Genomic DNA, 24,220 nt, shown 5'->3' on the forward strand with positions numbered 1-24,220 from the left:
ATAGTGTCAAAAGTAATGGTTTCACCTCTTACTTTTACATGACGTTACAATAACATGCGTCCTCCTGGTCTTGAATCCGAAAAGAGGCTCATCCCCCTCTTAGATTTCGTAGGAAACTGTGAAGCTGAAGGTTTTTTTGCGCACAATATGTGCAGAATATCTTCGCATCCAGGGAAATACTGAAATCAGAAAAAGCATATGGCCTTAGCAGATATTCAATAACTGGAGGGTATGCTCATGAACAGCAGTATGTATTCAATGAACAATTTCGATTTCCTGGCCCGAAGTTTTGCCAGGATGCAGGCTGAGGGCCATCCCGTTGATATCCAGGCGATAACTGGGAATATGGATGAAGAACACCGTAGCTGGTTTTGCAAACGCTATGCACTTTACTGCCAGCAGGCGACGGAGGCCAGGAAGCTGGAACTGGAACACTAACAGAGAAACGGGCCTTGCGGCCCGTTGTCGTTTTTACTCTTGCGGATCGACTGATGGGATCGCCGGGGCAGGCTTAACTTCTGCCGTTGTTTCACGCGATTCCAGCTCAGTCAGGCGTTGCTCAAGCAGCGCCAGCTTCTCACGAGTACGCAGCAAAACCTGAGTCTGTACATCAAACTCTTCACGGCTTACCAGATCCAGACGGGTCAGCTGTGACTGAAGCGTTTGACGAATTTTCTTCTCGACGTCTTCGCCAAACTCGCGGATCCCTTTCGGCATCGACTCGTGAACCTGACGAGCAATCTGCTCAATTTTTTTCGGGTCAATCATTGTGGTTTCCCTGAACTGGTACGTGTTGCTGCCTATTGTAGTGCGAACTGGCACAGGCATAAACCAGAATTGTGTGAAGCTAAGACGAGTAAAGGCGTTGATGAAGGTAATCAATAGCGTTATAGTTAACCCGCTTATTCTCAGGGCGGGGCGAAATTCCCCACCGGCGGTAAATCAACTGATGTTGAAAGCCCGCGAGCGCTTTTCGTGAATGCGAAAAGGTCAGCAGATCCGGTGTAATTCCGGGGCCGACGGTTAGAGTCCGGATGGGAGAGAGTAACGATCCAGTCGGGCATGGACCCGCTCACGTTATTTTTTTGCCGCTTTGACGGCACTCCTAAGACTGCCCTGATTCTGGTAACCATAAATTTAGTGAGGTTTTTTTACCATGAATCAGACGCTACTTTCCTCTTTTGGTACGCCTTTCGAACGTGTTGAACATGCGCTTGCTGCACTGCGTGAAGGACGCGGTGTGATGGTGCTTGACGATGAAGACCGTGAAAACGAAGGTGATATGATTTTCCCGGCAGAAACCATGACCGTTGAACAGATGGCGCTGACCATCCGTCACGGTAGCGGTATTGTTTGCCTGTGCATCACTGAAGACCGACGCAAACAGCTCGATCTGCCGATGATGGTGGAAAATAACACCAGCGCTTATGGTACGGGTTTTACCGTGACCATTGAAGCTGCAGAAGGTGTGACTACCGGTGTTTCCGCAGCAGACCGTGTCACTACAGTTCGCGCGGCGATTAAAGATGGCGCTAAACCTTCCGATCTGAATCGCCCGGGTCACGTTTTCCCGCTGCGTGCTCAGGCTGGCGGTGTGTTAACTCGCGGTGGCCACACCGAAGCCACCATCGATCTGGTGACGCTGGCTGGTTTTAAACCGGCTGGTGTGCTGTGCGAATTGACTAATGATGATGGTACTATGGCGCGTGCGCCACAGTGCATTGAGTTTGCCGGCAAGCACAATATGGCTGTAGTCACTATCGAAGATTTAGTGGCTTATCGTCAGGCGCACGAGCGCAAAGCCAGCTAATAGACTATTACCACGTTAGTTGTGGTAAGCATAAAAAACCGAAGCCGTCTTCCTGGCTTCGGTTTTTTTGTTTCTTGCTCCAATTATTTGGTTCTGGTCAGTTTTAAAGCCCAGGCTCCACTCATTATCACCAGCAGTAGTAAACATAAACCAAAGGCCAGCAAACAGGCCTGTGCCATGTTCATAAAATGCCACGGCGGGAGCAGATACCAGCCTTCAGACTGTTGGTATAGATCGATAAACCACTTTTGCGTACTGCTGAGCGCTACGCCATCGGGAACCACGGGGGCGTCATAGCCGCAATCTCCTGTGGGCTTAAACCACTCCGGAGCCCAGTTTGCCAGCGGCAAATTGAAAGGGAATATCGGATCGGTGGAACATCCCTGGACGCCAAACAGCGAGTCCGGATCCGGGTTATGTACAGCATAATGAATGCCGTTAAGTTTGATGGAGAACTTAATGCCCATGATGCTGCCATAAAATGCCGCGATGCAGCCAATAAGCTTCAGAGCAACATTTTTGGGATTTATTGCCGCGATCAATCCACCGAAAACCATCACAAGCATGGCGAAGCGAATGTAGACACACTGCTCGCAGGGAGCCATATAGAGATAGATTTGAAAGAATGAGTGCGCCAGTATTATTAACCCGCCCATCGCGCACGCCATCAGTAGCCACAGAAAGCGCCGTTCCTGCCATCTCACCAGCGTATCAACCGGCGTGGTACGTAAGTCCCGCCAAAATCCTTTTATGAAAGCCATAGCCTGGTCCCTGTTTATTTTGTCGCCAGCTCTCTGACAAGCTCAGCCATGGAGTCAATGGATTTGATACTTTTGGTGTAGATCAGGTATTTACCGTTAACGACGTAAGCCGGAACCCCCTGAATTTTGGCTACGTCGTATGCCGCTTTCCATTTCTCCAGCGTTTGCTGAACGGTGGGATCTTGCAGCGCGGCGTCAAAATCTGTCTGGCTCATGCCTGCAGCATCCAGACCTGTTTTAATGAATGCGGCCGGATCTTTACCATCTGACCAGCGCTCTTTCTTGTCGTGGTAAGCAGCGTAATAAGCGAATTTCGCTTTTTTGAACTGCGATTTGGCATCAAATAATGAAATCCCTGCGGCCTGATCTTTAGCAATCATTACTGCAAAAACTTCACTGGCCTGTTTACCATATTCCCCTTTGGTTTCCAGATGAAATGGTGTGAAGGTGACGAGATCGGCCACTTTTTCAGAAACCGGGCCAGTCACGGCTTTATCATATTTGTAACAGAACGGGCAGGCGTAGCTAAATACTTTGATTAACGTTTTATCAGCATTCGGAATCGGTTGCTCTAAAACCATATAATCAGTGCCTTCTGTAAAAGCGGAGGCGGCAAACGACGAGGCAAGCGCTGCGGTTAATATCACGCTTTTAAATAATGAAGTAATCCATTTAGATGACATAATTAATCCTTAATCTAACGCGATTATTTAAATATGTGTTGTGGGCGGACCAGTAATGCACGGTAGTGAGTTTGGTTTGGCTTATCTGAAAGGACATCAATCTCAACTTTGACTTCTTTGGTCTTGTAGTCAATTTCATTGATTTTGCCAATGGTTGGTTGCCCAACGTCAAATAAATTAATTGAACCACCAAAGCCAAACATGGTGTCACGGTCTTTCTGATATTCGATAACCGAGGTGATGGGACTATAGAAGTTGTAACCGCGTTCTTTGCCGTATTCCCAGATTTGCTGAACGGTACCTTTTTTCTCGCCAATTTTATATTCGACGAAACGGGAATATTTCATCGTCGGCAATGCTGGTTGTTCGAGTCCACGACCATCGCCGTTGTCAAAGATGGTTAATGTCCCTTTGCTCGAGAGCCATGCGGTGTGCTGTGTATAAGTAAAATCGAAATCGGTGTTTTCGCACTTGCCGTTTTCGTCACATTTTAGCGCGTTGCCTTTACCATCAACCGGTTTTAACAGCTTGCTTGCCAGCGCCTTATTCCAGCCTTTCGACGGAGCGAGGATCCATTTCACCTGTTTATCGCGACCGATTTTAACGACGCCCTGATGGCGGGAAGAGATAATAATGGAGTCATCTTTGGCATCATAGGCAATGGAGTTAACGTGCGCCCAGTTACGACCTGCACCCACCCCGAGGGCGTCACCGTAAGGTGTATCTGGCTCCAGTTTCGCCTGTTGACCGGCATGAGCGAGGTCAACGTTGACGCATACCGCGCCTGCGTCCAGTGCACCCAGAAGCGCATCACGCATCGGATCGAGTATTTTTGTCAGATCCCACACGTCAACCACACGGCCGGACTTGTCTACTTCAATTATCTGATCACGGATGGTTTGCACATGGATGCCATCTTCTTTGCGATAATCGCGTTTGCCCACGCGAAGTAGCACGGTGTCGTTGATTGTTTCGATCGATTCATGCGATGCGTCAAGGAATCCGCGCGGTAGCTTATGATCGGCCAGAATCTGCCCCATCATATCGAATTCGTACCAATGCTGACCCTGAACGGCTGTGAAGGTGCCGCGCGGCGTTTCCCGGATACCCATCAAGTAACCGCGCTTATTGATATCCATGTCATGGCCATCGTAGAAGGTATCTTGATCCAGCCACCAACGATATTCACCTTCCGTATCGACGATAAAGGTGAAGGGGGCAATGTCAAAGGGTAATGCCCCGCCCGCAGGACCCGCATCCAGGATGCCGGCATTTTTATCTTTTTCGCCATGCCAGTGGAATTCCGCCCCTTGTGCCGTGAAGGTATGGGTATTCACCAGATAGAGACGGTCTTCAAAACCAGGCGCTACCTTAATCACTTTCGTTTGCTGTAAATCGGAAATTGAACGGTTATCCATGTAGTGATTAACGATGGCGGACGTTTGCACCACATAATCATCCTTCATGGCTTTGCCATTTTCTTTATATTCAACGGTGACCTTATTAGCAAACTTTTGATAAAGACCAAAAATAGGCACGCCGTCATAGGTTGCTAACGATTCTTTGCCAACAGTATAAGTAACAGGAACTCCTTTCTCGCCTTTGCCATGAACGGTGACTTTAACATCTGAGATAACGTGACTGTCTAATTCCACTAACGCGGTAAGCGGGGCGTTTCCATAAGGATCAACGACTATTGCGCCCAGTTTCCCTGCGGGTTGGGCGGGTTGAAAACCCGCGGCAAAAGAGTTTCCGACTGTTAATCCAAACGTCAGTGCCAGAGTGCCTGCGAGAAGCGTTTTTCGATATTGTATAAACATGGATATATCTCCTTATATTACCTATAAATATAATTATGCTGAATATATTATGTTTTCATGGTGTCGATAAAATATAAAATGGTGTTACTGATTCAACTATTATGGTGAATATATTAATATTGATAAAATGTATTATTTGCAGAAATTATTTTTTATTATTTCCGATAGTATGAGTGAGATATTCTGAGAACAATATTTATTATTGCGTAGTGTGATCTTGTCGACATTGTTTTATTTTCTATAGCGAGTTTGACTATTGGCTTAGCCGCTGGTTTATATGATCGAAATCATATATTTGTTTCTGGAATATGCCACTATAGGAGTATGTCAGAATAAGCTTGTGTAAAATTTTAACGTTAAATGTTTAATGATGTTAAATGTTAAGGGTAAAAGAATGTTTATTGCCTGGTATTGGATCGTATTAATTGCATTCGTTGCATTGGGTTATTATTGCCATATGAAGCGTTATTGTCGGGCATTCCGGCAAGACAGAGACGCATTGCTCGAGGCGCGAAACAAACTCTTTCGTCGCTCTGGTGAAGATAACAGCGTGATTAAGGAACAGGAATAGTCCTTCACGTTCTGCTATGGATGAGCGGATGCTGTAAATGAGCAGGGTGGCATCCGCCCTCTGGATTATCCGATTCCCATGGACTGGAGGATGACGAGGCTTAACCCCATCACCGACATTCCGCACAGGACCCCATAGCTGGGATTATTATTTGGGTCGATCTCTTTTGCCAGTGGCATCAATTCATCGACTGACAGCGCCACCATAATTCCGGCGACCGCGGCCATAATTGCCGCCATCACCACGGGCGAAATCAAACTGCCCAGAATTAACCATGCCAGTACCCCACCTAATATTTCCGCCATTCCCGAGATCCCGGCCCAGAATATAGCGGTACGTTTGGAGCCCGTGGCTGCATAGACCGGACCTGCAACGGCTAATCCTTCAGGAATATTGTGTAATGCGACGGCAAGCGCGATACCAAAGCCCAGTTCGAGGTTGCTGCTGGCGGTAACAAAAGTTGCAATCCCTTCCGGGAAGTTGTGCAGGCTGATACCCAGAGTTAATAAAATCGCAGTACGCTTAATGGAACCGGGTAATGGTTGTGTGGTTTTTTGGACTAAATCCTGAGGGTGAGCGTGCGGCAGCAAACGATCCAGGCCAAAGTAGCCCAGCAAACCAACGATAAACATCCCGTAACCCAGCACCGGCGACATTCCCTCTGCTGCCAGTGCGGCTGGCAACATTTCCATCAGGGAGATCAGCAACATGATACCTGCGGCAAAACCCAGAGAAAACGCGAGAACGCGGTTAGAGGGTTTTTGTCCCAGCACGCCGAGAAATGCACCGATAAATGTGGCGGCGCCTGCCAGTAAGGTCAGAAGTAAAGGTACTGACATCGACAAATAAAACTCCTTATCAATCTGCTGTTCGGGGCGGATCGTCAAAATAACTGATGATCTTCATCATGGTTATCTGAGTTCTTCATCAACCGAAAAAGCGTATTGTGGTGATATCAAAATGACTCCCTCAGTAAGGATATCATCATGTCTTCAACTCGTATGCCAGCATTGTTTTTGGGACACGGCAGCCCAATGAATGTTCTGGAAGATAACGTTTATACCCGTGCCTGGCAGCAACTGGGGGAAACGTTGCCGCGCCCGAAAGCGATTGTTGTGGTATCGGCACACTGGTTTACACGCGGTACTGGCGTAACCGCGATGGAAGCACCTAAAACTATCCACGATTTTGGTGGTTTCCCGCAGGCACTGTATGACACGCATTATCCGGCCCCGGGCTCGCCAGAACTGGCACAGCATCTGGTTGACTTGCTTGCTCCTGTGCCCGTCGCCTTAGACAAAGAAGCGTGGGGTTTTGACCACGGTTCATGGGGTGTGCTAATCAAGATGTACCCGAACGCAGATATCCCGATGGTGCAGTTGAGTGTCGATAGCACCAAACCTGCGGCGTGGCATTTTGAAATGGGCCGTAAGCTGGCAGCGTTGCGCGATGAAGGCATTATGCTGGTGGCCAGTGGCAACGTAGTGCATAACCTGCGTACAGCACGCTGGCATGGTGAGAATACACCATACCCGTGGGCGACCTCATTTAACGATTATGTTAAAGCCAACCTGACATGGCAGGGACCGGTTGAACAGCACCCGCTGGTTAACTATATGGATCATGAAGGCGGATCGCTGTCGAACCCAACGGCGGATCACTATCTGCCGCTGCTGTATGTCCTCGGCGCGTGGGATGGCAAAGAGCCGGTGACGATTCCTGTTGATGGGATTGAGATGGGTAGCCTGAGTATGTTGTCAGTACAGGTGGGATAAAAACGTAGGCCCGGTAAGCATTAGCGATACCGGGCACAACGAATTACTCGACAAAAATATGCGGATAGAAGCGCGAGAGATCCTGGGTGATCAACGCTCTGTCTTCGCGAATGCCGATCCCGGCAGGTTGATCGTTAATCAGCCAGCTGCCGATCAGCATATAGCTGTCGCCAAACTTCGGTAGCTGATGGAACTGCTGCACGATCATGCCTTCTTCACCGTATGGCCCTTCCACGGCTTCGATCGTTTTACCGTTCTCAATGATGGAAACGTTAGCGCCTTCACGCGAGAAGATCGGTTTCACGACGAACTTATCCATCTGCGGATAGTCGTCTTCGGCGAAGTACGCCGGCAGAAGATTCGGATGGTTCGGGAACATTTCCCACAGCAGCGGTAACAACGCTTTGTTGGAGATAATGCTTTTCCAGGCCGGTTCCAGCCAGCGGACGCCAGCGTCTTCCAGCTTGGTGGAGAACATTTCACGCAGCATAAACTCCCACGGATAGAGCTTGAACAGATTGGCGATCACCTGGTCCTGCATGTCCGTGAACTGACCTTTTTCACCGAGCCCGATATCCTCGACATAGAGAAATTCAGTGGCAATTTCAGCCTCAGCCGCGCAATCCTGCAAATACTGGATCGTTCCACGATCTTCGACCGTATCGCGACAGCAGGTCAGGTGCAGCAACTGAAAACCGTACTGCTCGCGCAGCGCAGTGAAACGTTCGATCAGTTTTTCCTGCAGGCTGTTGAACTGATCGCTGCCTTCCGGCAGGTTGCCCGCATTAAGCTGATCTTCCAGCCAGATCCACTGGAAAAAGGCGGCTTCGTACAATGAGGTTGGCGTATCGGCGTTGTTTTCTAAAAGCTTAGGTTCACCGCTACCGTCCCACGCCAGATCGAGGCGGGAATAGAGCGACGGTTGCTGTGTCAGCCAGGACTGGCGGACAAAGCCCCAGGTATGCTTCGGAATACGAAACTTGGTCATCAGCTCATCGCTGTTAATGACCTTTTCCACCACTTTGAGGCACATCTGATGCAGCTCTGCGGTGACCTCTTCCAGCTTTTCGACCTGAGCAAGCGTCAGCTTATAGTACGCGTCTTCACACCAGTACGGCTCGCCGTACATGGTGTGAAAGTTGAAACCGTATTCGGTGGCCTTATCGCGCCAGTCCGGGCGCTCAACAATACTGACTCTTTCCATGACGATCAGCCACCCATTGAACGTGTGGTGGTGCCGCTTGCGCTACGCTGCATGGTGCTCTGTTTGGCGACTGACTCACCAAATCCGCCGCGGGTTACGGTAGAGGTGGTGGCAGGTTTCGGCGCCATGGCGGTTTTTGGTACGGTCATGGTGCGGCCCGGCGTTGCTGCGCCGTAGTTTTTGCCGCTGGCATCTGTGTATTTGCCGTAAGCCGGGCTGGCTGGGTTTTTCGAGCTAAACAGCGGTTGCTGAGCGCCCATTCCGCCACCCATCAGTCGGCCCATCATGTAGCCTGCCATCAGTGGCATCCAGAAGCTGCCGCTGCTTTGATTCTGCGCCTGAGCCTGACCTTCACCGGTCGGCGCCATACCTGCTTGCGCAGGAGCCTGCTGGCACTGGCCTTCGCCGAATTCAGCGATACAGTCTTCACGAGTGGCGTATTTTGGCGCGGTACGTTCAGCTTCTTTCAGCGCATTGTTAAACGCGGTGGTGCATTCGGCGCTTTTACCCGGATTCGCCGCAGAGCAGTCGTCCGCGTTCTGATAAAGCGAAACCGTTTCGTCACTCTTTTCACAGCCCGCGAGCATAAACACTGCGGTAACTGCCAGGGCGACAGGAGTCAGGTGGCGCGCGCTCCAGCTTTTGCGGAACGAGGCATGATGTATCGATTTTGTCCGTTTCATTTTTGTCTTCCAGGACCCAGTGGTAAACACAGTAAATAATGCTCAGGATAGAGGATGACTGGTCGAAATTGAAGCGGGAAGAGGCGAGAATGCGCAGGAAGGGGCAGATCTTTACGTTGCCTTACGTTCAGACGGGGCCGAGGCCCCGTCTACAGCATCAATTACGGAACGGGTTGTTGCCGTTACTGCTGCTGGTTGTACGTGCTGTTGCCGGTTTGACCGCTGGTGCCGCACTGTTGGCAGTATAACCATCTGCTGCGGCGTCTTGCTGGGTGTTTTCCGGCGCAACGGCGTCAGGCGCGGTGGAAATAGGTTTACCCAGCGTATTGTTCAACGCCACCAGATCCTGCTCGTTAAGCGTACCGAGCGCAGACTTGATGTTTAACTGGTTGATCAGATAGGTATAACGCGCATTTGCCAACTGCTGCTTAGCGTTGTACAGCGTGGTAGTAGCATCCAACACGTCCACAATGGTACGTGTACCTACAGAATAGCCGGCTTCCATCGCATCCAGGGAGCTTTGGGCAGAGACAACCGCTTGTTTGTACGCATTAATGCTACTGATAGACGCATTAATGTTGTTGAATGATGAACGAACGGTCTGTACTACGCTGCGGTGCGCGCTTTCCAGTTGCTCACTGGCGCCAACAAAGTTGTACTGCGCTTGTTTCACCTGCGAGTTAACCATCCCGCCCTGGTACAGCGGCAGCGAGAAGTTCAGACCAATTTTATTCTGGCCCTGGTTGCTGTCGTCATACTGAGAGGTATTAGTTTTAGAACCACTGTAAGAGGTATCAGAAACACCAGTAGAGGCGGTTAAACCCAGCGTCGGCAGATGACCGTCCTGTGCCAGACGAATTTGCTCACGCGCCAGATCCTGGCTTAAACGTGCCTGCAATAACGTCAGATTGCGGTTTTCTGCTTCTTTCAGCAGCGAATTTACCGCCTGCGGTTTGTTGGTTTTAAAGCCATCAACATTCAGCGAAGCCAGTTCCGGGTAGTAATTGCCGGTGACCTGACGCAGCTGTTCAACGGCGTTGTCCAGGTTGTTACGCGCGGTAACTTCATTTGCCAACACGGTATCGTACTGTGAACGGGCGTTCTGTACGTCAGTGATGGCGACCAGGCCAACGTTAAAACGCTGGGTCGTCTGATCCAACTGACGATAAACGGCGTCTTTTTGTGCCTGGGTGTAAGACAGCACGTCAATCGCGTTCAATACGTTAAAATAAGCCGTGGCAGTATTCAGGATCAGCGTTTGCTGATCGGTCTGATAGGTCACGTCCTGGATGCCCGCTGATTTTTCTTGCAGCGTCAGGGCACGCCATTTTGACATATCGAACAGAGTCTGAGTCAGGCTTAACGAAGCACTGGTCGCGTTGGAGTTGACGCCATTGGCATCACGAAAGCCATTGCTGTAGGTGTAATCGGCACCTAAGCCCAGTTGCGGCAGTAAAGGACTACGCGCTTCGTTAATTTTTTCGAATGCAGCATCGCGATCGGCGGCGGATTTACGCAATTCCGGGTTGCTCAGGCGTGCTTGCTGATAAACCTGCATCAGGTTTTCTGCCTGGCTCAGAGTACTGAACCCCGACAGGCTCAGGCCGATAAGGATGGGGAGCAATTTCTTCATTTGCATTCCTTGTTGTGAAGCAGTATTTAGCGCTGATCAAATTGTAAAAATAATTGCTGATTCTAGCAGAATCCGCCACTTCAAAAAGTTGGCGTTACGTGCCATACGGCGTTAATTTGCATCAATTTAACACAAGGGCGCTCAAACAGCAGTCAAACGACCTTGAAATTCACATTTTAATCACTATTGGTACCAGGACAGCACAATGCGTAAACCAGACAACTTGCCAATGACATTCACTAAAAATGATGTAGAAATTATTGCACGAGAAACACTATACCGCGGTTTTTTTTCACTGGATCTTTATCGCTTCCGTCATCGCCTGTTTAACGGTGGTATGAGCGGTGAAGTGAAGCGTGAAATTTTTGAGCGCGGACACGCGGCAGTCTTGCTACCCTTTGACCCTGAGCGGGATGAAGTTGTGTTGGTCGAACAAATCCGCATCGCGGCCTATGACACCAGCGAAACGCCGTATCTACTGGAAATGGTAGCCGGAATGATTGAGGAAGGCGAAACCGTTGAAGATGTGGCTCGCCGTGAAGCAATGGAAGAAGCCGGACTGGACGTTAAACGTACGAAACCCGTGCTGAGTTATCTGGCAAGCCCTGGCGGCACCAGTGAGCGCCTGTCTATTTTGGTAGGTGAAGTGGACGCTTCGACCGCAAATGGTATCCACGGTCTGGCGGATGAAAACGAAGATATTCGTGTTCATGTGGTGAGTCGGGAACAGGCTTATCAATGGGTAGAAGAGGGGATAATCGACAACGCGGCTTCTGTCATCGCCTTGCAATGGTTACAGCTGCACTATCAAGAGTTAAAAACTGAGTGGAAAAAATGAAGCGTTACACACCTGACTTCCCTGAAATGATGCGCCTGTGCGAAACCAATTTTTCGCAGTTGCGCCGCCTGTTGCCACGCAATGATGCAGCCGGTGAAACAGTGAGCTATCAGGTTGCAAACGCACAATATCGATTAACGATTGTGGAATCGACCCGATACACTACGCTTGTCGCGATCGAACAGACGGCACCAGCGGTTACCTACTGGAGCCTGCCGTCGCTGACCGTGCGCCTGTATCATGATGCGAGGGTGGCTGAAGTGTGTTCAAGTCAGCAGATCTTTCGCTTCAAAGCGCGGTATGATTATCCAAATAAAAAGTTGCATCAACGCGACGAAAAGCATCAAATTAATCAGTTTTTGGCCGACTGGTTACGGTACTGTTTAGCACATGGAGCGATGGCGATTCCGGTTTATTAGCGTCGTGAAACCTAAGGACACCATTTGGAAAGCCTGTTAACCCTTCCTCTGGCTGGTGAGGCCAGAGTCAGGATCTTACAAATTACAGACACTCACCTGTTTGCCGAAAAGCATGAAACCTTACTGGGTGTGAACACCTGGGATAGCTACCAGTGCGTACTGGATGCCATACATGCAGAGTCGCCAGAGTACGATCTGATCGTTGCGACTGGGGATTTGGCGCAGGATCAATCCGCTGCGGCCTATCAGCATTTTGCTGAGGGCATCGCAAGTTTTCGTGCGCCCTGCGTTTGGTTACCAGGTAATCACGACTTTCAGCCAGCGATGTACAGCGCGCTTCAGGATGCGGGTATTTCCCCCGCCAAACGCATCTTCATCGGTGAACAGTGGCAAATATTGTTGCTCGACAGCCAGGTGTTCGGCGTCCCTCACGGTGAGTTAAGCGAATTTCAGCTTGAATGGCTGGAGCGTAAACTTGCCGATGCGCCTGAGCGCAATACCTTGCTGCTTCTGCATCATCATCCTTTGCCTGCGGGCTGCAGTTGGCTCGATCAACACAGTCTGCGCAATGCGGCGGAGCTCGACAACGTGCTGGTGAACTATCCGCGCGTAAAGTATCTGCTGTGCGGGCATATTCATCAGGAGCTGGATCTCGACTGGAACGGCCGCCGCCTGCTGGCGACGCCATCGACCTGCGTGCAGTTTAAGCCGCATTGTTCCAACTTCACGTTAGATACCATCAGCCCCGGCTGGCGGACGCTGGAACTCTTTGCCGACGGTACGTTACAGACCCAGGTGTGTCGTCTACAGGGTAATCGGTTCCACCCTGATACCGCTTCAGAAGGCTACTGATGTCTACGCTTCTCTATCTTCATGGATTTAACAGTTCTCCTCGCTCGGCGAAGGCATGTCTGCTAAAAAACTGGCTGGCGGAGCACCATCCGCACGTTGAGATGATTGTACCGCAGTTACCTCCGTATCCGGCCCAGGCCGCAGAGATGCTGGAGTCAATTATCCTTGAGCATGGCGGCGAGTCGCTGGGGATTGTCGGCTCGTCATTAGGAGGCTATTACGCCACCTGGCTGTCGCAATGTTTTATGCTGCCGGCAGTGGTGGTGAACCCTGCTGTACGGCCTTATGAACTGCTGGTCGACTATCTCGGTCAAAACGAGAACCCCTACACGGGGCAGCAATATGTGCTAGAGTCACGCCATATTTACGATCTTAAAGTCATGCAGATTGACCCGCTGGAAGCGCCGGATTTGATTTGGCTGCTTCAACAAACGGGCGATGAAGTGTTGGACTACCGCCAGGCGGTGGCGTATTACGCCTCCTGCCGTCAGACAGTTATTGAGGGCGGAAACCACGCATTCACGGGCTTCGAAGATTATTTCAACCCGATTGTCGATTTCCTTGGACTGCACAGTTTCTGACGATCAATTCGAATTGCTTATTTAAACCATGACGCAAACTTATAACGCTGATGCCATTGAGGTACTCACTGGGCTTGAGCCGGTACGCCGTCGCCCTGGGATGTACACCGATACGACCCGTCCGAACCATCTTGGACAGGAAGTGATTGATAACAGTGTGGATGAAGCACTGGCGGGCCACGCGAAACGCGTGGACGTGATCTTACATGCCGACCAGTCTCTGGAAGTCATTGATGACGGACGCGGCATGCCAGTAGACATTCACCCTGAAGAGGGCGTTCCGGCGGTTGAGCTGATCCTCTGTCGTCTGCACGCGGGCGGCAAGTTCTCCAACAAGAACTACCAGTTCTCCGGTGGTCTGCACGGTGTCGGTATCTCCGTTGTTAACGCCCTGTCCAAACGTGTGGAAGTGAACGTACGCCGCGACGGGCAGGTATACAACATCGCGTTTGAAAACGGTGACAAAGTGCAGGATCTGCAGGTGGTCGGTACTTGTGGTAAACGCAATACCGGTACCAGCGTACACTTCTGGCCGGATGAAACCTTCTTTGACAGCCCGCGTTTCTCTGTTTCTCGCTTAACGCACGTACTGAAAGCCAAAGCGGTGCTGTGTCCGGGCGTAGAGATCACCTTTAAAGATGAAGTTAACAACAGCGAGCAGCGCTGGTGCTACCAGGACGGTCTGAATGACTACCTGAGCGAAGCCGTAAACGGTCTGCCAACGCTGCCGGAAAAACCGTTTATCGGTAATTTCAGCGGTGAAACAGAAACCGTAGACTGGGCGCTGCTCTGGCTGCCGGAAGGCGGTGAATTACTGACTGAAAGTTATGTCAACCTGATCCCAACCATGCAGGGTGGTACGCATGTTAACGGCCTGCGTCAGGGACTGCTGGACGCGATGCGTGAATTCTGCGAGTACCGTAATATTCTGCCGCGCGGCGTGAAGCTGTCAGCAGAAGATATCTGGGATCGTTGCGCCTATGTGCTGTCGGTAAAAATGCAGGATCCACAGTTTGCCGGACAGACCAAAGAGCGTCTTTCTTCACGTCAGTGTGCGGCATTCGTTTCTGGCGTAGTGAAAGATGCCTTTAGCCTGTGGCTGAACCAGAACGTGCAGTCAGCCGAGCTGCTGGCGGAAATGGCGATTTCCAGCGCACAGCGTCGTTTGCGTGCGGCGAAAAAAGTGGTACGCAAAAAGCTGACCAGCGGTCCGGCGCTACCGGGGAAACTGGCGGACTGTACCGCACAGGATCTCAATCGCACCGAACTGTTCCTCGTCGAAGGTGACTCGGCGGGCGGATCGGCCAAGCAGGCGCGCGATCGTGAATTCCAGGCGATCATGCCGCTCAAAGGTAAGATCCTCAATACCTGGGAGGTTTCTTCTGATGAAGTGCTGGCCTCGCAGGAAGTGCATGATATTTCGGTAGCGATCGGCATCGATCCGGACAGTGATGATCTGAGCCAACTGCGCTATGGCAAGATCTGTATTCTGGCGGATGCGGACTCCGATGGTCTGCACATCGCTACGCTGCTGTGCGCGCTGTTTGTGAAACACTTCCGTACGCTGGTGAAACACGGTCACGTCTATGTGGCGCTGCCGCCGTTGTATCGTATCGATCTCGGCAAAGAGGTGTATTACGCACTAACAGAAGAAGAAAAAGCGGGCGTGCTGGAGCAGTTAAAGCGCAAGAAAGGCAAGCCGAACGTCCAGCGCTTTAAAGGTCTGGGTGAAATGAACCCGATGCAGTTACGTGAAACGACGCTGGACCCCAATACGCGTCGCCTGGTGCAGCTCATCATTGATGATGAGGACGATCAGCGTACGAATGCGGTGATGGATATGCTGCTGGCCAAGAAACGTTCAGAGGATCGTCGTAACTGGTTGCAAGAGAAAGGTGACCTGGCGGATCTCGAAGGCTAATTGCATGTAGAAAAGCCGGAGAGGGGCGTAAAATGCCTTATCCGGCTCTCATCTGACGAAGCGATTATATGCCGGATAGCAAAGCCTCATCCGGCAAATCGACAACCTTAAATACCCGACTCCAGAATACGGATATTCATGTCCAGCACGTCGCCTTTCACGGCTTCGCTGTAGGCTTTCATATGCGGGGTCTGCAAATGCGCTTCAAGGTGCGCAATACTTTCCCACTGTTCAACCATCACGATTGAGTCTGGTGCTGTGGTCTGAAAACTCACACCTGCTGCATGATCGACCATTGGCGCATAGCCGTGGCAGCCTTCTTCTTTCAGTACAGTCGGAACGATTTTAGCAAACTGATCCAGTACCGCCTGGCGGTGGTGTTGACCTGGACGTGTACGGATTTCTGCAATAACGGTAAGCATGGTTAACTCCTTCTAATTCCAGGTTACCAGTTAACCAAAAATTTCGGTCAGATGCTCGCGATATTCTGCGATATAACGTGGAACATCTGGCATTTTAATCACGTCATTGGTGATAAAGGTCGGCAGCGCTTCCATTCCCAGGAACTGATTTGCTTTATGGAACGGCAGATACACACCATCAACGCCAACACCATGGAAGAATTGGTCTTTTTCAGTGAAGGCTTCCATTGGCGCGTTCCAGGTCAGGGACAGCATGTATTTTTTGCCCTGAATCAGCCCGCCTGAGCCGTATTTTTTAGAGGCATCTGAACGTGTACGACCATCGCTGGCATACAGCGTACCGTGACCTTCGGTAAACACATCATCGATGTATTTTTTCACGGTCCACGGTGCGCCCATCCACCAGCCAGGCATTTGCCAGATAACCACATCGGCCCAGACAAAATTCTGCACTTCTGTTTTTACGTCATAATCGCTGTCCGCGCGTACGACTTTAACATCATGCCCGAGGTCGCGCAGGATACCGTCCGCGACCTCGGTCAGGGTGTCGTTTAACTGACCGTTAGAGTGGCCGAATTTTTTCGCACCATTGATAATCAGAATGTTGCTCATTTTGTGTCCTCAAGGAAATACGTTTGAGGACGATTTTACCCCCACGGGTGGTGCGGTGAAATTAGCAAAATGTGCAAAGTCTTTTGCATTACTAGCAATAATGCGGTCTTTACCAGCTGATTTTGACCTCAAACCCGCCTTGCGGAGCATTACCAAACGAGGCAGACATCCCGTGTAAAGTCGCTATACGACGAACGATCGACAGGCCCAGACCACTACCGGTAACACTTTGTCCCGGCGGACGATAAAAGCGTTCACCGATGTGCGTCAGGATTTCCGGCGCAACGCCAGGCCCGTTATCTTTGACGCTGAAATTGCGGGTATTGAGCGTCACTTCCACAATGCTCCCCCGCGGGCTGTAGCGAATCGCATTATCCAGCAGATTTCGGACCATCAGGCTGAGTAACAGCGGTTGTCCCGTGTGCGTGATGTGGTGCGCGTTAATCTGCAACCGCACATCGATGTGCGCCTGCTGTGCCGGATGGTAGATATCCATCACCGCGGATTGCAGAAGCTCCTCCAGCGAGATTTCCGCCACATCCTGAAGATTGTCGAGGGAGTCGAGGCGCGAAAGCGTCAGGAGCTGATCAACCAGTCGGGTAGCGCGGTCAATTCCCGTCTGCATCTGCATTAACGCTTTTTGTCGTGCCTGCGGATCATCGTCGGACAACTGCGCGACTTCGGTCTGTACCTTCAGTGCCGTCAACGGACTGCGCAGTTCGTGGGCGGCATCAGAGGTAAAGCGCCGTTCGCGAACCATCATCGAGTGTGTGCGGATAAACAGTTGATTGAGCGAATCAACCAGTGGGCGAACCTCGCCAGGAATACCTTTCAGGCTCAGTGGTTCTTCAGATTCCGGATCCCGCACACGTAAAGCCTGCGCCAGCTTTTTTAGCGGCTTAAGTTCAAGGCTTAACAGGACAATCAGGATCAGCAGCATCAGCGGCAGGGCGACCAGCCACGGCACCAATTGGGCCGTCACGATCGCCAGGGCCATATCTTCGCGATATTCCCACTCCTGACCGACCACGATCCGGTACTTTTTATCCGCTGAAGTTAGCCAGATAAAGCGCCATTTATCGTTATCACCGTTCAGATAACCATCGTCAAACCCTTCCCGACGATAGCTATAGGGAATGTACTGACCATTGTCACCATCATGAAGAACCATTTTCCCATCCGGCGTGTAGACCGCAAAGGTCAGTACATCGTCGTCAATATGGCCATGTTTGAACTTTTTCGGTGTCTGCGCGATGCGCTCAGAAGCTTTTAGTTCATCAAGATCCAGTGTGACCAGCCGTTTGGCAAACAGCATCAGTTGCGTGTCAAACATCTCGTCAACGTTATCGGTGGTTTGTTTCCAGGCGACAAAACTGGAAATCAACCAGGTTACCAAAACCAAAATGATAAATATAAGCGTAAGTCTGATGCGTAGACTCAGGCGTTGTGTGAGTTTCATGCGTCACCCAGGGTGTAGCCAATGCCATGTACCGTGCGGATAAAGTCGCTGCCGAGCTTACGGCGCAAGTGATGGACGTGGACCTCCACCGCATTACTGGAGACGTTTTCATCCCAGTTATACAGTTTTTCTTCAATCAGCTTGCGGGGCAGGACGCGCCCTTTGTTACGCATCAGCAGTTCCAGCAGCGCGAACTCTTTTGGCTTAAGCGATAACGGCTCACCTGCGAACGTGGCGACCAGCGCGCCGGGATTAAGCGTTACCTGACCATGGCGCAGTTCGCTGGTGGCCTGGCCGCTGGCGCGGCGTACCAATGCTTCCAGTCGGGCGGCAACTTCGATCAGCGCAAAGGGTTTACACAGATAGTCATCCGCGCCCAGGCGCAGACCTTCCACGCGTTCTGTCAGCGCGTCACGAGCGGTAAGAATCAGCACCGGCTCCTGCTTCCCGTTGGCTCGCCATTCGCGCAGGATATCGCGCCCGTCTATGCCTGGCAGCGTCAGGTCGAGGATCACCGCATCATAAGGGGCGCTGTACAGTGCTTCTTTCCCCTGGCGACCCTCGGTAAACCAGTCGATGCTGAAACCCATTTTACTCAGACCTGTTTTCAGGCCGTCGCCAATCAGCGTGTCATCTTCTACCAGTAAAATACGCATATGTTCTTCCCTGCGGTCGCTCTCATTACCGTCAAGTAAACCTGTGGCTACAGCCTCTGTACAGTAAAAAAAGTATCTTTTTTTGCCTTAAGAACTTGTTAAGGATTAACTTATTTAATAGTCGTAAACCAACATGAAAGGGAGACATGACGATGAAAAAATTAGCTGCAATGGTTGCCGTAATGGCACTGTGTTCCGCACCTGTTCTGGCAGCGCAGCAGGGCGGCTTCTCTGGACCGACGACGACAACGCAAAGCCAAAATGGCGGCTTTGTTGGCCCAAACGGTAGCAGCACGACGGTAGAAAGCGCCAAATCGCTGCGTGATGACACCTGGGTTACCCTGCGCGGGAACATCGTTGAGCGTATTTCCGACGACCTGTATGTGTTTAAAGATGCAACCGGCACAGTGAACGTAGATATCGACCACAAACGCTGGAACGGCGTGACCGTCACGCCGCAGGATGTGGTTGAAATCCAGGGTGAAGTGGATAAAGACTGGAACTCCGTTGAAATCGACGTGAAACAGATTACCAAAGTTGCCAAATAATCCCCATCAGGGCCGCAGTCGCGGCCCTTTTCTTTGTGACTCAACACGCCAGATAGGGTAGTATCTGCGGCAATATTGCCCTTCAATAGACGGGTATAAGTTGAGGAACCACGATTAATGAGCGATATGGCAGAGCGCCTTGCGCTGCATGAATTCACGGAAAACGCCTATCTGAACTACTCCATGTACGTCATCATGGACAGGGCGTTACCGTTTATTGGTGATGGTCTGAAACCTGTTCAGCGTCGCATCGTTTACGCGATGTCCGAACTGGGGCTGAATGCCAGCGCCAAATTTAAAAAATCCGCCCGTACCGTCGGTGACGTATTGGGTAAATACCATCCGCACGGCGACAGCGCCTGCTATGAAGCGATGGTGCTGATGGCCCAGCCCTTCTCTTACCGTTATCCGCTGGTTGACGGGCAGGGGAACTGGGGGGCACCAGACGATCCGAAATCCTTCGCCGCGATGCGTTACACGGAATCCCGCCTGTCTAAATATGCGGAAGTCCTGCTGGGTGAACTCGGTCAGGGCACGTCAGACTGGGTGCCAAACTTCGACGGTACCATGCAGGAGCCGAAAATGCTGCCTGCGCGTCTGCCGAATATCCTGCTAAACGGCACGACCGGAATTGCCGTGGGTATGGCGACGGATATTCCACCGCATAACTTGCGTGAAGTGGCCAAAGCGGCAATTACGCTGATTGAGCAGCCGAAAACGACGCTGGATCAACTGCTGGATATCGTACAGGGGCCGGATTATCCGACCGAAGCAGAAATCATTACCTCGCGTGCGGAGATTCGTAAGATTTACGAAAACGGACGCGGTTCCGTACGTATGCGTGCGGTATGGACGAAAGAAGACGGCGCGGTGGTGATTTCCGCGCTGCCGCATCAGGTTTCCGGGGCTAAAGTGCTGGAGCAGATCGCCGCTCAGATGCGCAATAAAAAGCTGCCGATGGTCGATGACCTGCGCGACGAATCGGATCACGAAAACCCGACTCGTCTGGTGATTGTCCCGCGGTCGAATCGCGTAGATATGGAACAGGTGATGAACCATCTGTTTGCTACTACCGATCTGGAAAAAAGCTATCGCATTAACCTGAACATGATTGGCCTCGACGGTCGTCCGGCGGTGAAAAACCTGCTGGAGATCCTCACCGAGTGGCTGACGTTCCGCCGCGATACCGTGCGCCGTCGCCTGAACTATCGCCTGGAGAAAGTACTCAAACGCCTGCACATTCTTGAAGGTTTGCTGATAGCGTTCCTCAATATTGACGAAGTAATCGAAATTATTCGTCATGAAGATGAACCTAAACCCGAGCTGATGTCGCGGTTTGGTATTTCAGAAACTCAGGCGGAGGCCATTCTTGAGCTGAAATTACGCCACCTTGCCAAACTGGAAGAGATGAAAATCCGCGGTGAGCAGGACGAACTGGCGAAAGAGCGCGATCAACTGCAGGGCATTCTGGCCTCTGAACGCAAAATGAGTAACCTGCTGAAGAAAGAACTGCAGGCTGATGCGGATGCCTATGGTGACGATCGCCGTTCTCCACTGCGGGAGCGTGAAGAAGCGAAGGCGATGAGCGAGCATGACATGCTGCCGTCTGAGCCGGTGACCATTGTGCTGTCCCAGAGTGGCTGGGTGCGTAGCGCGAAAGGCCACGACATCGATGCGCCAGGTTTAAGCTACAAAGCGGGCGACAGCTTTAAGTCGGCTGTGAAGGGTAAGAGCAACCAACCGGTGGTGTTCGTTGACTCAACCGGGCGTAGTTATGCTATCGACCCGATTACGCTGCCGTCGGCGCGTGGTCAGGGTGAGCCGTTGACCGGGAAGCTCACGCTGCCACCGGGTGCGACGGTTGAGCATATGCTGATGGAAGGCGACGATCAGAAGCTGCTGATGGCATCTGATGCCGGTTACGGTTTTGTCTGCACCTTCAATGACCTGGTCGCGCGTAACCGTGCGGGCAAGGCATTGATTACGCTACCGGAAAACGCGCATGTTATGCCGCCGGTGGTGATTGAAGATGAAACCGATATGCTGCTGGCGATTACCCATGCGGGCCGCATGTTGATGTTCCCGGTGAGCGATTTGCCGCAGTTGTCGAAAGGCAAAGGGAACAAGATAATCAATATTCCTTCTGCGGAAGCTGCGAAAGGCGAAGATGGTCTGGCACAACTCTACGTGCTACCGCCGCAAAGCACGCTGACTATCCACGTCGGGAAACGCAAAATTAAACTGCGCCCTGAAGAGCTACAGAAGGTAACCGGCGAGCGTGGTCGTCGCGGTACGCTCATGCGCGGTCTGCAACGCATCGATCGTGTTGAGATTGACTCGCCTCGACGCGCCAGTCACGGCGACAGTGAAGAATAACGCCAGCGTCTGGCTCTCCCTGTTTTCGCACAGGGAGAGCTTGTTTTAAAAATTCCCGTGAAACCGTTGTTTATTCGTGCGTTGCGATTAACAATACGCTTTTCCAGAGAGCCACTCTTAACAATGCCCTAACCTGATGCAGTGTTCGGAATCAGGTGACGTAGAATGCCAGGCTCTTAGGCCTTTAGAGGTTGTTATGCTATATATTTTTCGTTTAATTATTACTGTTATTTACTGCATTTTGGTCTGTATTTTCGGTTGCATATACTGTCTGTTCAGCCCAAGAAATCCAAAACACGTTGCGACGTTCGGCCATATGTTTGGTCGCCTGGCTCCCCTGTATGGCCTGAAGGTCGAGTGTCGCATGCCGCCTGACGCGAAGAACTATGGTAATGCTATCTATATTTGTAACCACCAGAATAACTATGACATGGTTACCGCAGCGAATATCGTTCAGCCACCGACGGTCACAGTAGGTAAAAAAAGCCTGTTGTGGATCCCTTTCTTCGGACAACTGTACTGGCTCACCGGTAATCTGTTGATCGACAGAAATAACCGCGCCAAAGCGCACAGCACCATTGCGGCGGTGGTGAACCACTTTAAAAAGCGTCGTATCTCTATCTGGATGTTCCCTGAAGGAACGCGTAGCCGCGGTCGCGGTCTGCTGCCGTTTAAAACAGGTGCGTTCCATGCGGCAATTGCTGCGGGTGTCCCGGTTATCCCTGTTTGCGTTTCAACGACCTCTAATAAGATCAAATTGAACCGACTCAATAATGGGCTGGCGATTGTAGAGATGCTGCCGCCAGTGGATATCAGTCATTTTGGTAAAGATCAGGTTCGTGAACTGGCAGCGCATTGCCGCACGCTGATGGAACAAAAAATCGCAGAACTCGATAAAGAAGTTGCTGAGCGGGAAGCTGCCGGTAAGGTTTGATTCGCTCATTTCGGGTTTGTTACAGGAAATGATTTCCTGCGTGTTAATCGCCAGTTTTTCATGGAGCTTATATGTCATTCAGTCGGCGTCAGTTCATTCAGGCATCGGGGATCGCACTGTGTGCAGGTGCTGTTCCGCTGAAGGCTAATGCTGCCGGTCAGCAACAACCGCTACCTGTTCCCCCCCTGCTGGAGTCCCGTCGGGGACAGCCGCTATTTATGACGCTGCAACGTGCGCACTGGTCGTTTACGCCGGGCACGCGCGCACCCGTCTGGGGTGTTAACGGGCGCTACCTGGGGCCGACAATCCGCGTCTGGAAAGGTGATGACGTCAAGCTTATCTACAGCAACCGTCTGACAGAAAATGTCTCAATGACCGTTGCCGGATTACAGGTCCCGGGTCCTCTTATGGGGGGGCCGGCGCGTATGATGTCGCCTAATGCGGACTGGGCGCCCGTGCTGCCGATTCGCCAGAGTGCTGCAACCTTGTGGTATCACGCCAACACGCCAAATCGCACTGCCCAGCAGGTCTATAACGGCCTTGCCGGGATGTGGCTGGTTGAAGATGAAGTGAGTAAATCACTGCCGATCCCTAACCACTACGGCGTGGATGATTTTCCAGTCATTATTCAGGATAAGCGTCTGGATAACTTCGGTACGCCAGAATATAGCGAACCGGGCAGTGGGGGGTTTGTGGGGGATACTCTTCTGGTCAACGGGGCGCAAAGTCCGTATGTCGAAGTGTCCCGCGGCTGGGTGCGTTTGCGTTTGCTGAATGCCTCAAATTCGCGTCGTTATTTGCTGAAAATGAGCGATGGTCGTGCGCTGCATGTTATCTCAGGCGATCAGGGGTTTTTACCCGCGCCGGTTTCGGTGAAGCAGCTATCGTTGGCGCCAGGCGAGCGTCGTGAGATTCTGGTCGATATGACCAACGGTGATGAAGTTTCGATTACCTGCGGCGAGGCGGCCAGTATTGTCGACAGGATCCGTGGTTTCTTTGAACCTTCCAGTATCCTGATCTCCACGCTGGTACTGACTCTGCGACCAACCGGCCTTCTGCCGCTGGTAACGGATAGCCTGCCAATGCGTCTGTTACCCACCGAAATTTTGAGCGGCTCGCCGATTCGCAGCCGTGATATTAGCCTTGATGACGATCCCGGAATCAATGGCCAACTGTGGGATGTCAATCGCATGGATATCACGGCGCAGCAGGGATCCTGGGAGCGCTGGACGGTGCGTGCAGATATGCCGCAGTCGTTCCATATTGAAGGCGTCTCTTTCCTGATCCGTAATGTGAATGGCGCGATGCCGTTCCCGGAAGACCGTGGCTGGAAAGATACCGTCTGGGTTGATGGGCAAGTGGAGTTGCTGGTCTATTATGGGCAGCCTTCCTGGGCGCATTTCCCGTTCTACTTCAACAGCCAGACGCTGGAAATGGCAGACCGTGGTTCTATTGGCCAGATGCTGGTGAATCCGGCACCGTAATAGATATTCCTGTGCCGGGTGGCGGCTTCGCCTAACCCGGCCTGGACCGTGCGAAAGCACAGGAACGGTCAGCGTAGCACCAGCAGAGATGAAATTTAACATCCTTACAATACTCCTTCATTTCCCCTGTTGATCCAGCGTATAATCCCCGGCCTTTGATTATTTTTTTACCATTTTT

General features: G+C 51.4%; 24 protein-coding genes and 1 riboswitch. Of the genes, 12 read left to right on the plus strand and 12 right to left on the minus strand.

Annotated elements, in window-relative coordinates; translation table 11 throughout:
* The first annotated feature begins 231 nt into the window (after positions 1 to 231).
* The gene (gene glgS, locus OGY19_RS11795) at positions 232 to 438 is read left to right on the plus strand and encodes a cell surface composition regulator GlgS (protein ID WP_086523459.1); all 207 of its coding nucleotides are present in this window, start codon (positions 232 to 234) and stop codon (positions 436 to 438) included.
* Between the two features lie 33 nt (positions 439 to 471).
* Here glgS and ubiK read toward each other — a convergent pair whose 3' ends face one another.
* A complete protein-coding gene (gene ubiK, locus OGY19_RS11800) occupies positions 472 to 768 on the minus strand; it encodes a ubiquinone biosynthesis accessory factor UbiK (RefSeq protein WP_048213247.1) in 297 nt (98 codons plus the stop codon).
* 132 nt (positions 769 to 900) lie between these two features.
* A riboswitch (FMN riboswitch) is annotated at positions 901 to 1,050 on the plus strand.
* Between the two features lie 106 nt (positions 1,051 to 1,156).
* On the opposite strand from ubiK, the gene ribB reads away from it, so the two are divergent.
* Positions 1,157 to 1,810 (plus strand): 3,4-dihydroxy-2-butanone-4-phosphate synthase, encoded by a 654-nt coding sequence (gene ribB / locus OGY19_RS11805; RefSeq protein ID WP_048213246.1) that lies wholly within the window; start codon positions 1,157 to 1,159, stop codon positions 1,808 to 1,810.
* 83 nt (positions 1,811 to 1,893) lie between these two features.
* Here ribB and dsbI read toward each other — a convergent pair whose 3' ends face one another.
* The 4 genes from dsbI to zupT form a co-directional block, all read right to left on the minus strand.
* Positions 1,894 to 2,571, minus strand: a complete 678-nt coding sequence (dsbI, locus tag OGY19_RS11810) for a protein-disulfide oxidoreductase DsbI (protein ID WP_115601457.1) — start codon at positions 2,569 to 2,571, stop codon at positions 1,894 to 1,896.
* A gap of 14 nt (positions 2,572 to 2,585) precedes the next feature.
* On the minus strand, positions 2,586 to 3,254 hold the full coding sequence (locus OGY19_RS11815) for a thiol:disulfide interchange protein DsbA/DsbL (RefSeq protein ID WP_048213244.1): 669 nt from the start codon (positions 3,252 to 3,254) through the stop codon (positions 2,586 to 2,588).
* A 23-nt stretch (positions 3,255 to 3,277) separates the two neighbouring features.
* On the minus strand, positions 3,278 to 5,074 hold the full coding sequence (gene assT / locus OGY19_RS11820; protein WP_286596505.1) for an arylsulfate sulfotransferase AssT: 1,797 nt from the start codon (positions 5,072 to 5,074) through the stop codon (positions 3,278 to 3,280).
* A 636-nt stretch (positions 5,075 to 5,710) separates the two neighbouring features.
* Positions 5,711 to 6,484, minus strand: a complete 774-nt coding sequence (gene zupT, locus OGY19_RS11830; RefSeq protein WP_003024600.1) for a zinc transporter ZupT — start codon at positions 6,482 to 6,484, stop codon at positions 5,711 to 5,713.
* Between the two features lie 147 nt (positions 6,485 to 6,631).
* On the opposite strand from zupT, the gene ygiD reads away from it, so the two are divergent.
* The gene (gene ygiD, locus OGY19_RS11835; protein WP_105242194.1) at positions 6,632 to 7,420 is read left to right on the plus strand and encodes a 4,5-DOPA-extradiol-dioxygenase; all 789 of its coding nucleotides are present in this window, start codon (positions 6,632 to 6,634) and stop codon (positions 7,418 to 7,420) included.
* Between the two features lie 43 nt (positions 7,421 to 7,463).
* Here the strand turns inward: ygiD and OGY19_RS11840 are convergent, their stop codons facing one another.
* The 3 genes from OGY19_RS11840 to tolC form a co-directional block, all read right to left on the minus strand.
* Positions 7,464 to 8,624 (minus strand): glutathionylspermidine synthase family protein, encoded by a 1,161-nt coding sequence (locus tag OGY19_RS11840; RefSeq protein ID WP_115601458.1) that lies wholly within the window; start codon positions 8,622 to 8,624, stop codon positions 7,464 to 7,466.
* 5 nt (positions 8,625 to 8,629) lie between these two features.
* Positions 8,630 to 9,307: a DUF1190 family protein gene (locus tag OGY19_RS11845; RefSeq protein WP_003024591.1), complete on the minus strand. Its 678-nt coding sequence runs from the start codon at positions 9,305 to 9,307 to the stop codon at positions 8,630 to 8,632.
* 157 nt (positions 9,308 to 9,464) lie between these two features.
* Entirely contained in the window at positions 9,465 to 10,946 is a 1,482-nt protein-coding gene (tolC, locus tag OGY19_RS11850; protein WP_086523458.1) for an outer membrane channel protein TolC, read from the minus strand.
* A 199-nt stretch (positions 10,947 to 11,145) separates the two neighbouring features.
* Here tolC and nudF point away from each other — a divergent pair, with 199 nt between their 5' ends.
* From nudF to parE, 5 genes are read left to right on the plus strand one after another with little or no spacing between them, the layout of a single operon-like run.
* Positions 11,146 to 11,778, plus strand: coding sequence for an ADP-ribose diphosphatase (gene nudF / locus OGY19_RS11855; protein WP_040233966.1), 633 nt, complete (start codon positions 11,146 to 11,148; stop codon positions 11,776 to 11,778).
* Positions 11,775 to 12,197: a DUF1249 family protein gene (locus tag OGY19_RS11860; protein WP_005123087.1), complete on the plus strand. Its 423-nt coding sequence runs from the start codon at positions 11,775 to 11,777 to the stop codon at positions 12,195 to 12,197. Before nudF ends, OGY19_RS11860 begins: the two co-directional genes overlap by 4 nt.
* Before the next feature lie 24 nt (positions 12,198 to 12,221).
* Positions 12,222 to 13,049, plus strand: a complete 828-nt coding sequence (gene cpdA, locus OGY19_RS11865; protein WP_048213238.1) for a 3',5'-cyclic-AMP phosphodiesterase — start codon at positions 12,222 to 12,224, stop codon at positions 13,047 to 13,049.
* A complete protein-coding gene (gene yqiA, locus OGY19_RS11870; protein WP_003024575.1) occupies positions 13,049 to 13,630 on the plus strand; it encodes an esterase YqiA in 582 nt (193 codons plus the stop codon). Before cpdA ends, yqiA begins: the two co-directional genes overlap by 1 nt.
* A gap of 28 nt (positions 13,631 to 13,658) precedes the next feature.
* Positions 13,659 to 15,551, plus strand: coding sequence for a DNA topoisomerase IV subunit B (gene parE / locus OGY19_RS11875; protein ID WP_040233967.1), 1,893 nt, complete (start codon positions 13,659 to 13,661; stop codon positions 15,549 to 15,551).
* 107 nt (positions 15,552 to 15,658) lie between these two features.
* On the opposite strand, the gene OGY19_RS11880 is transcribed toward parE, so the two are convergent.
* The 4 genes from OGY19_RS11880 to qseB form a co-directional block, all read right to left on the minus strand.
* Positions 15,659 to 15,973 carry a putative quinol monooxygenase gene (locus OGY19_RS11880; protein WP_003024557.1) on the minus strand — a complete coding sequence of 105 codons (315 nt, stop codon included), beginning with the start codon at positions 15,971 to 15,973 and terminating at the stop codon, positions 15,659 to 15,661.
* A gap of 30 nt (positions 15,974 to 16,003) precedes the next feature.
* The gene (locus OGY19_RS11885) at positions 16,004 to 16,585 is read right to left on the minus strand and encodes an NAD(P)H-dependent oxidoreductase (RefSeq protein ID WP_048213236.1); all 582 of its coding nucleotides are present in this window, start codon (positions 16,583 to 16,585) and stop codon (positions 16,004 to 16,006) included.
* A gap of 109 nt (positions 16,586 to 16,694) precedes the next feature.
* On the minus strand, positions 16,695 to 18,044 hold the full coding sequence (qseC, locus tag OGY19_RS11890) for a quorum sensing histidine kinase QseC (RefSeq protein ID WP_115601459.1): 1,350 nt from the start codon (positions 18,042 to 18,044) through the stop codon (positions 16,695 to 16,697).
* Positions 18,041 to 18,700, minus strand: coding sequence for a quorum sensing response regulator transcription factor QseB (gene qseB, locus OGY19_RS11895; protein WP_101742475.1), 660 nt, complete (start codon positions 18,698 to 18,700; stop codon positions 18,041 to 18,043). Before qseB ends, qseC begins: the two co-directional genes overlap by 4 nt.
* Before the next feature lie 152 nt (positions 18,701 to 18,852).
* On the opposite strand from qseB, the gene OGY19_RS11900 reads away from it, so the two are divergent.
* The 4 genes from OGY19_RS11900 to ftsP all read left to right on the plus strand — a co-directional run bounded on the left by OGY19_RS11900 (position 18,853) and on the right by ftsP (position 24,042).
* Positions 18,853 to 19,248 (plus strand): YgiW/YdeI family stress tolerance OB fold protein, encoded by a 396-nt coding sequence (locus OGY19_RS11900; protein WP_005123105.1) that lies wholly within the window; start codon positions 18,853 to 18,855, stop codon positions 19,246 to 19,248.
* 117 nt (positions 19,249 to 19,365) lie between these two features.
* Complete coding sequence (gene parC, locus OGY19_RS11905; RefSeq protein ID WP_101742476.1) at positions 19,366 to 21,624, plus strand: DNA topoisomerase IV subunit A; 2,259 nt, start codon at positions 19,366 to 19,368, stop codon at positions 21,622 to 21,624.
* 196 nt (positions 21,625 to 21,820) lie between these two features.
* On the plus strand, positions 21,821 to 22,558 hold the full coding sequence (gene plsC, locus OGY19_RS11910) for a 1-acylglycerol-3-phosphate O-acyltransferase (RefSeq protein WP_040233973.1): 738 nt from the start codon (positions 21,821 to 21,823) through the stop codon (positions 22,556 to 22,558).
* A 71-nt stretch (positions 22,559 to 22,629) separates the two neighbouring features.
* Entirely contained in the window at positions 22,630 to 24,042 is a 1,413-nt protein-coding gene (gene ftsP / locus OGY19_RS11915) for a cell division protein FtsP (protein ID WP_005123112.1), read from the plus strand.
* The last annotated feature ends 178 nt before the right edge of the window (positions 24,043 to 24,220 follow it).

The organism is Citrobacter sp. Cy070, from assembly GCF_030332245.1.
Lineage (GTDB): Bacteria > Pseudomonadota > Gammaproteobacteria > Enterobacterales > Enterobacteriaceae > Citrobacter > Citrobacter youngae.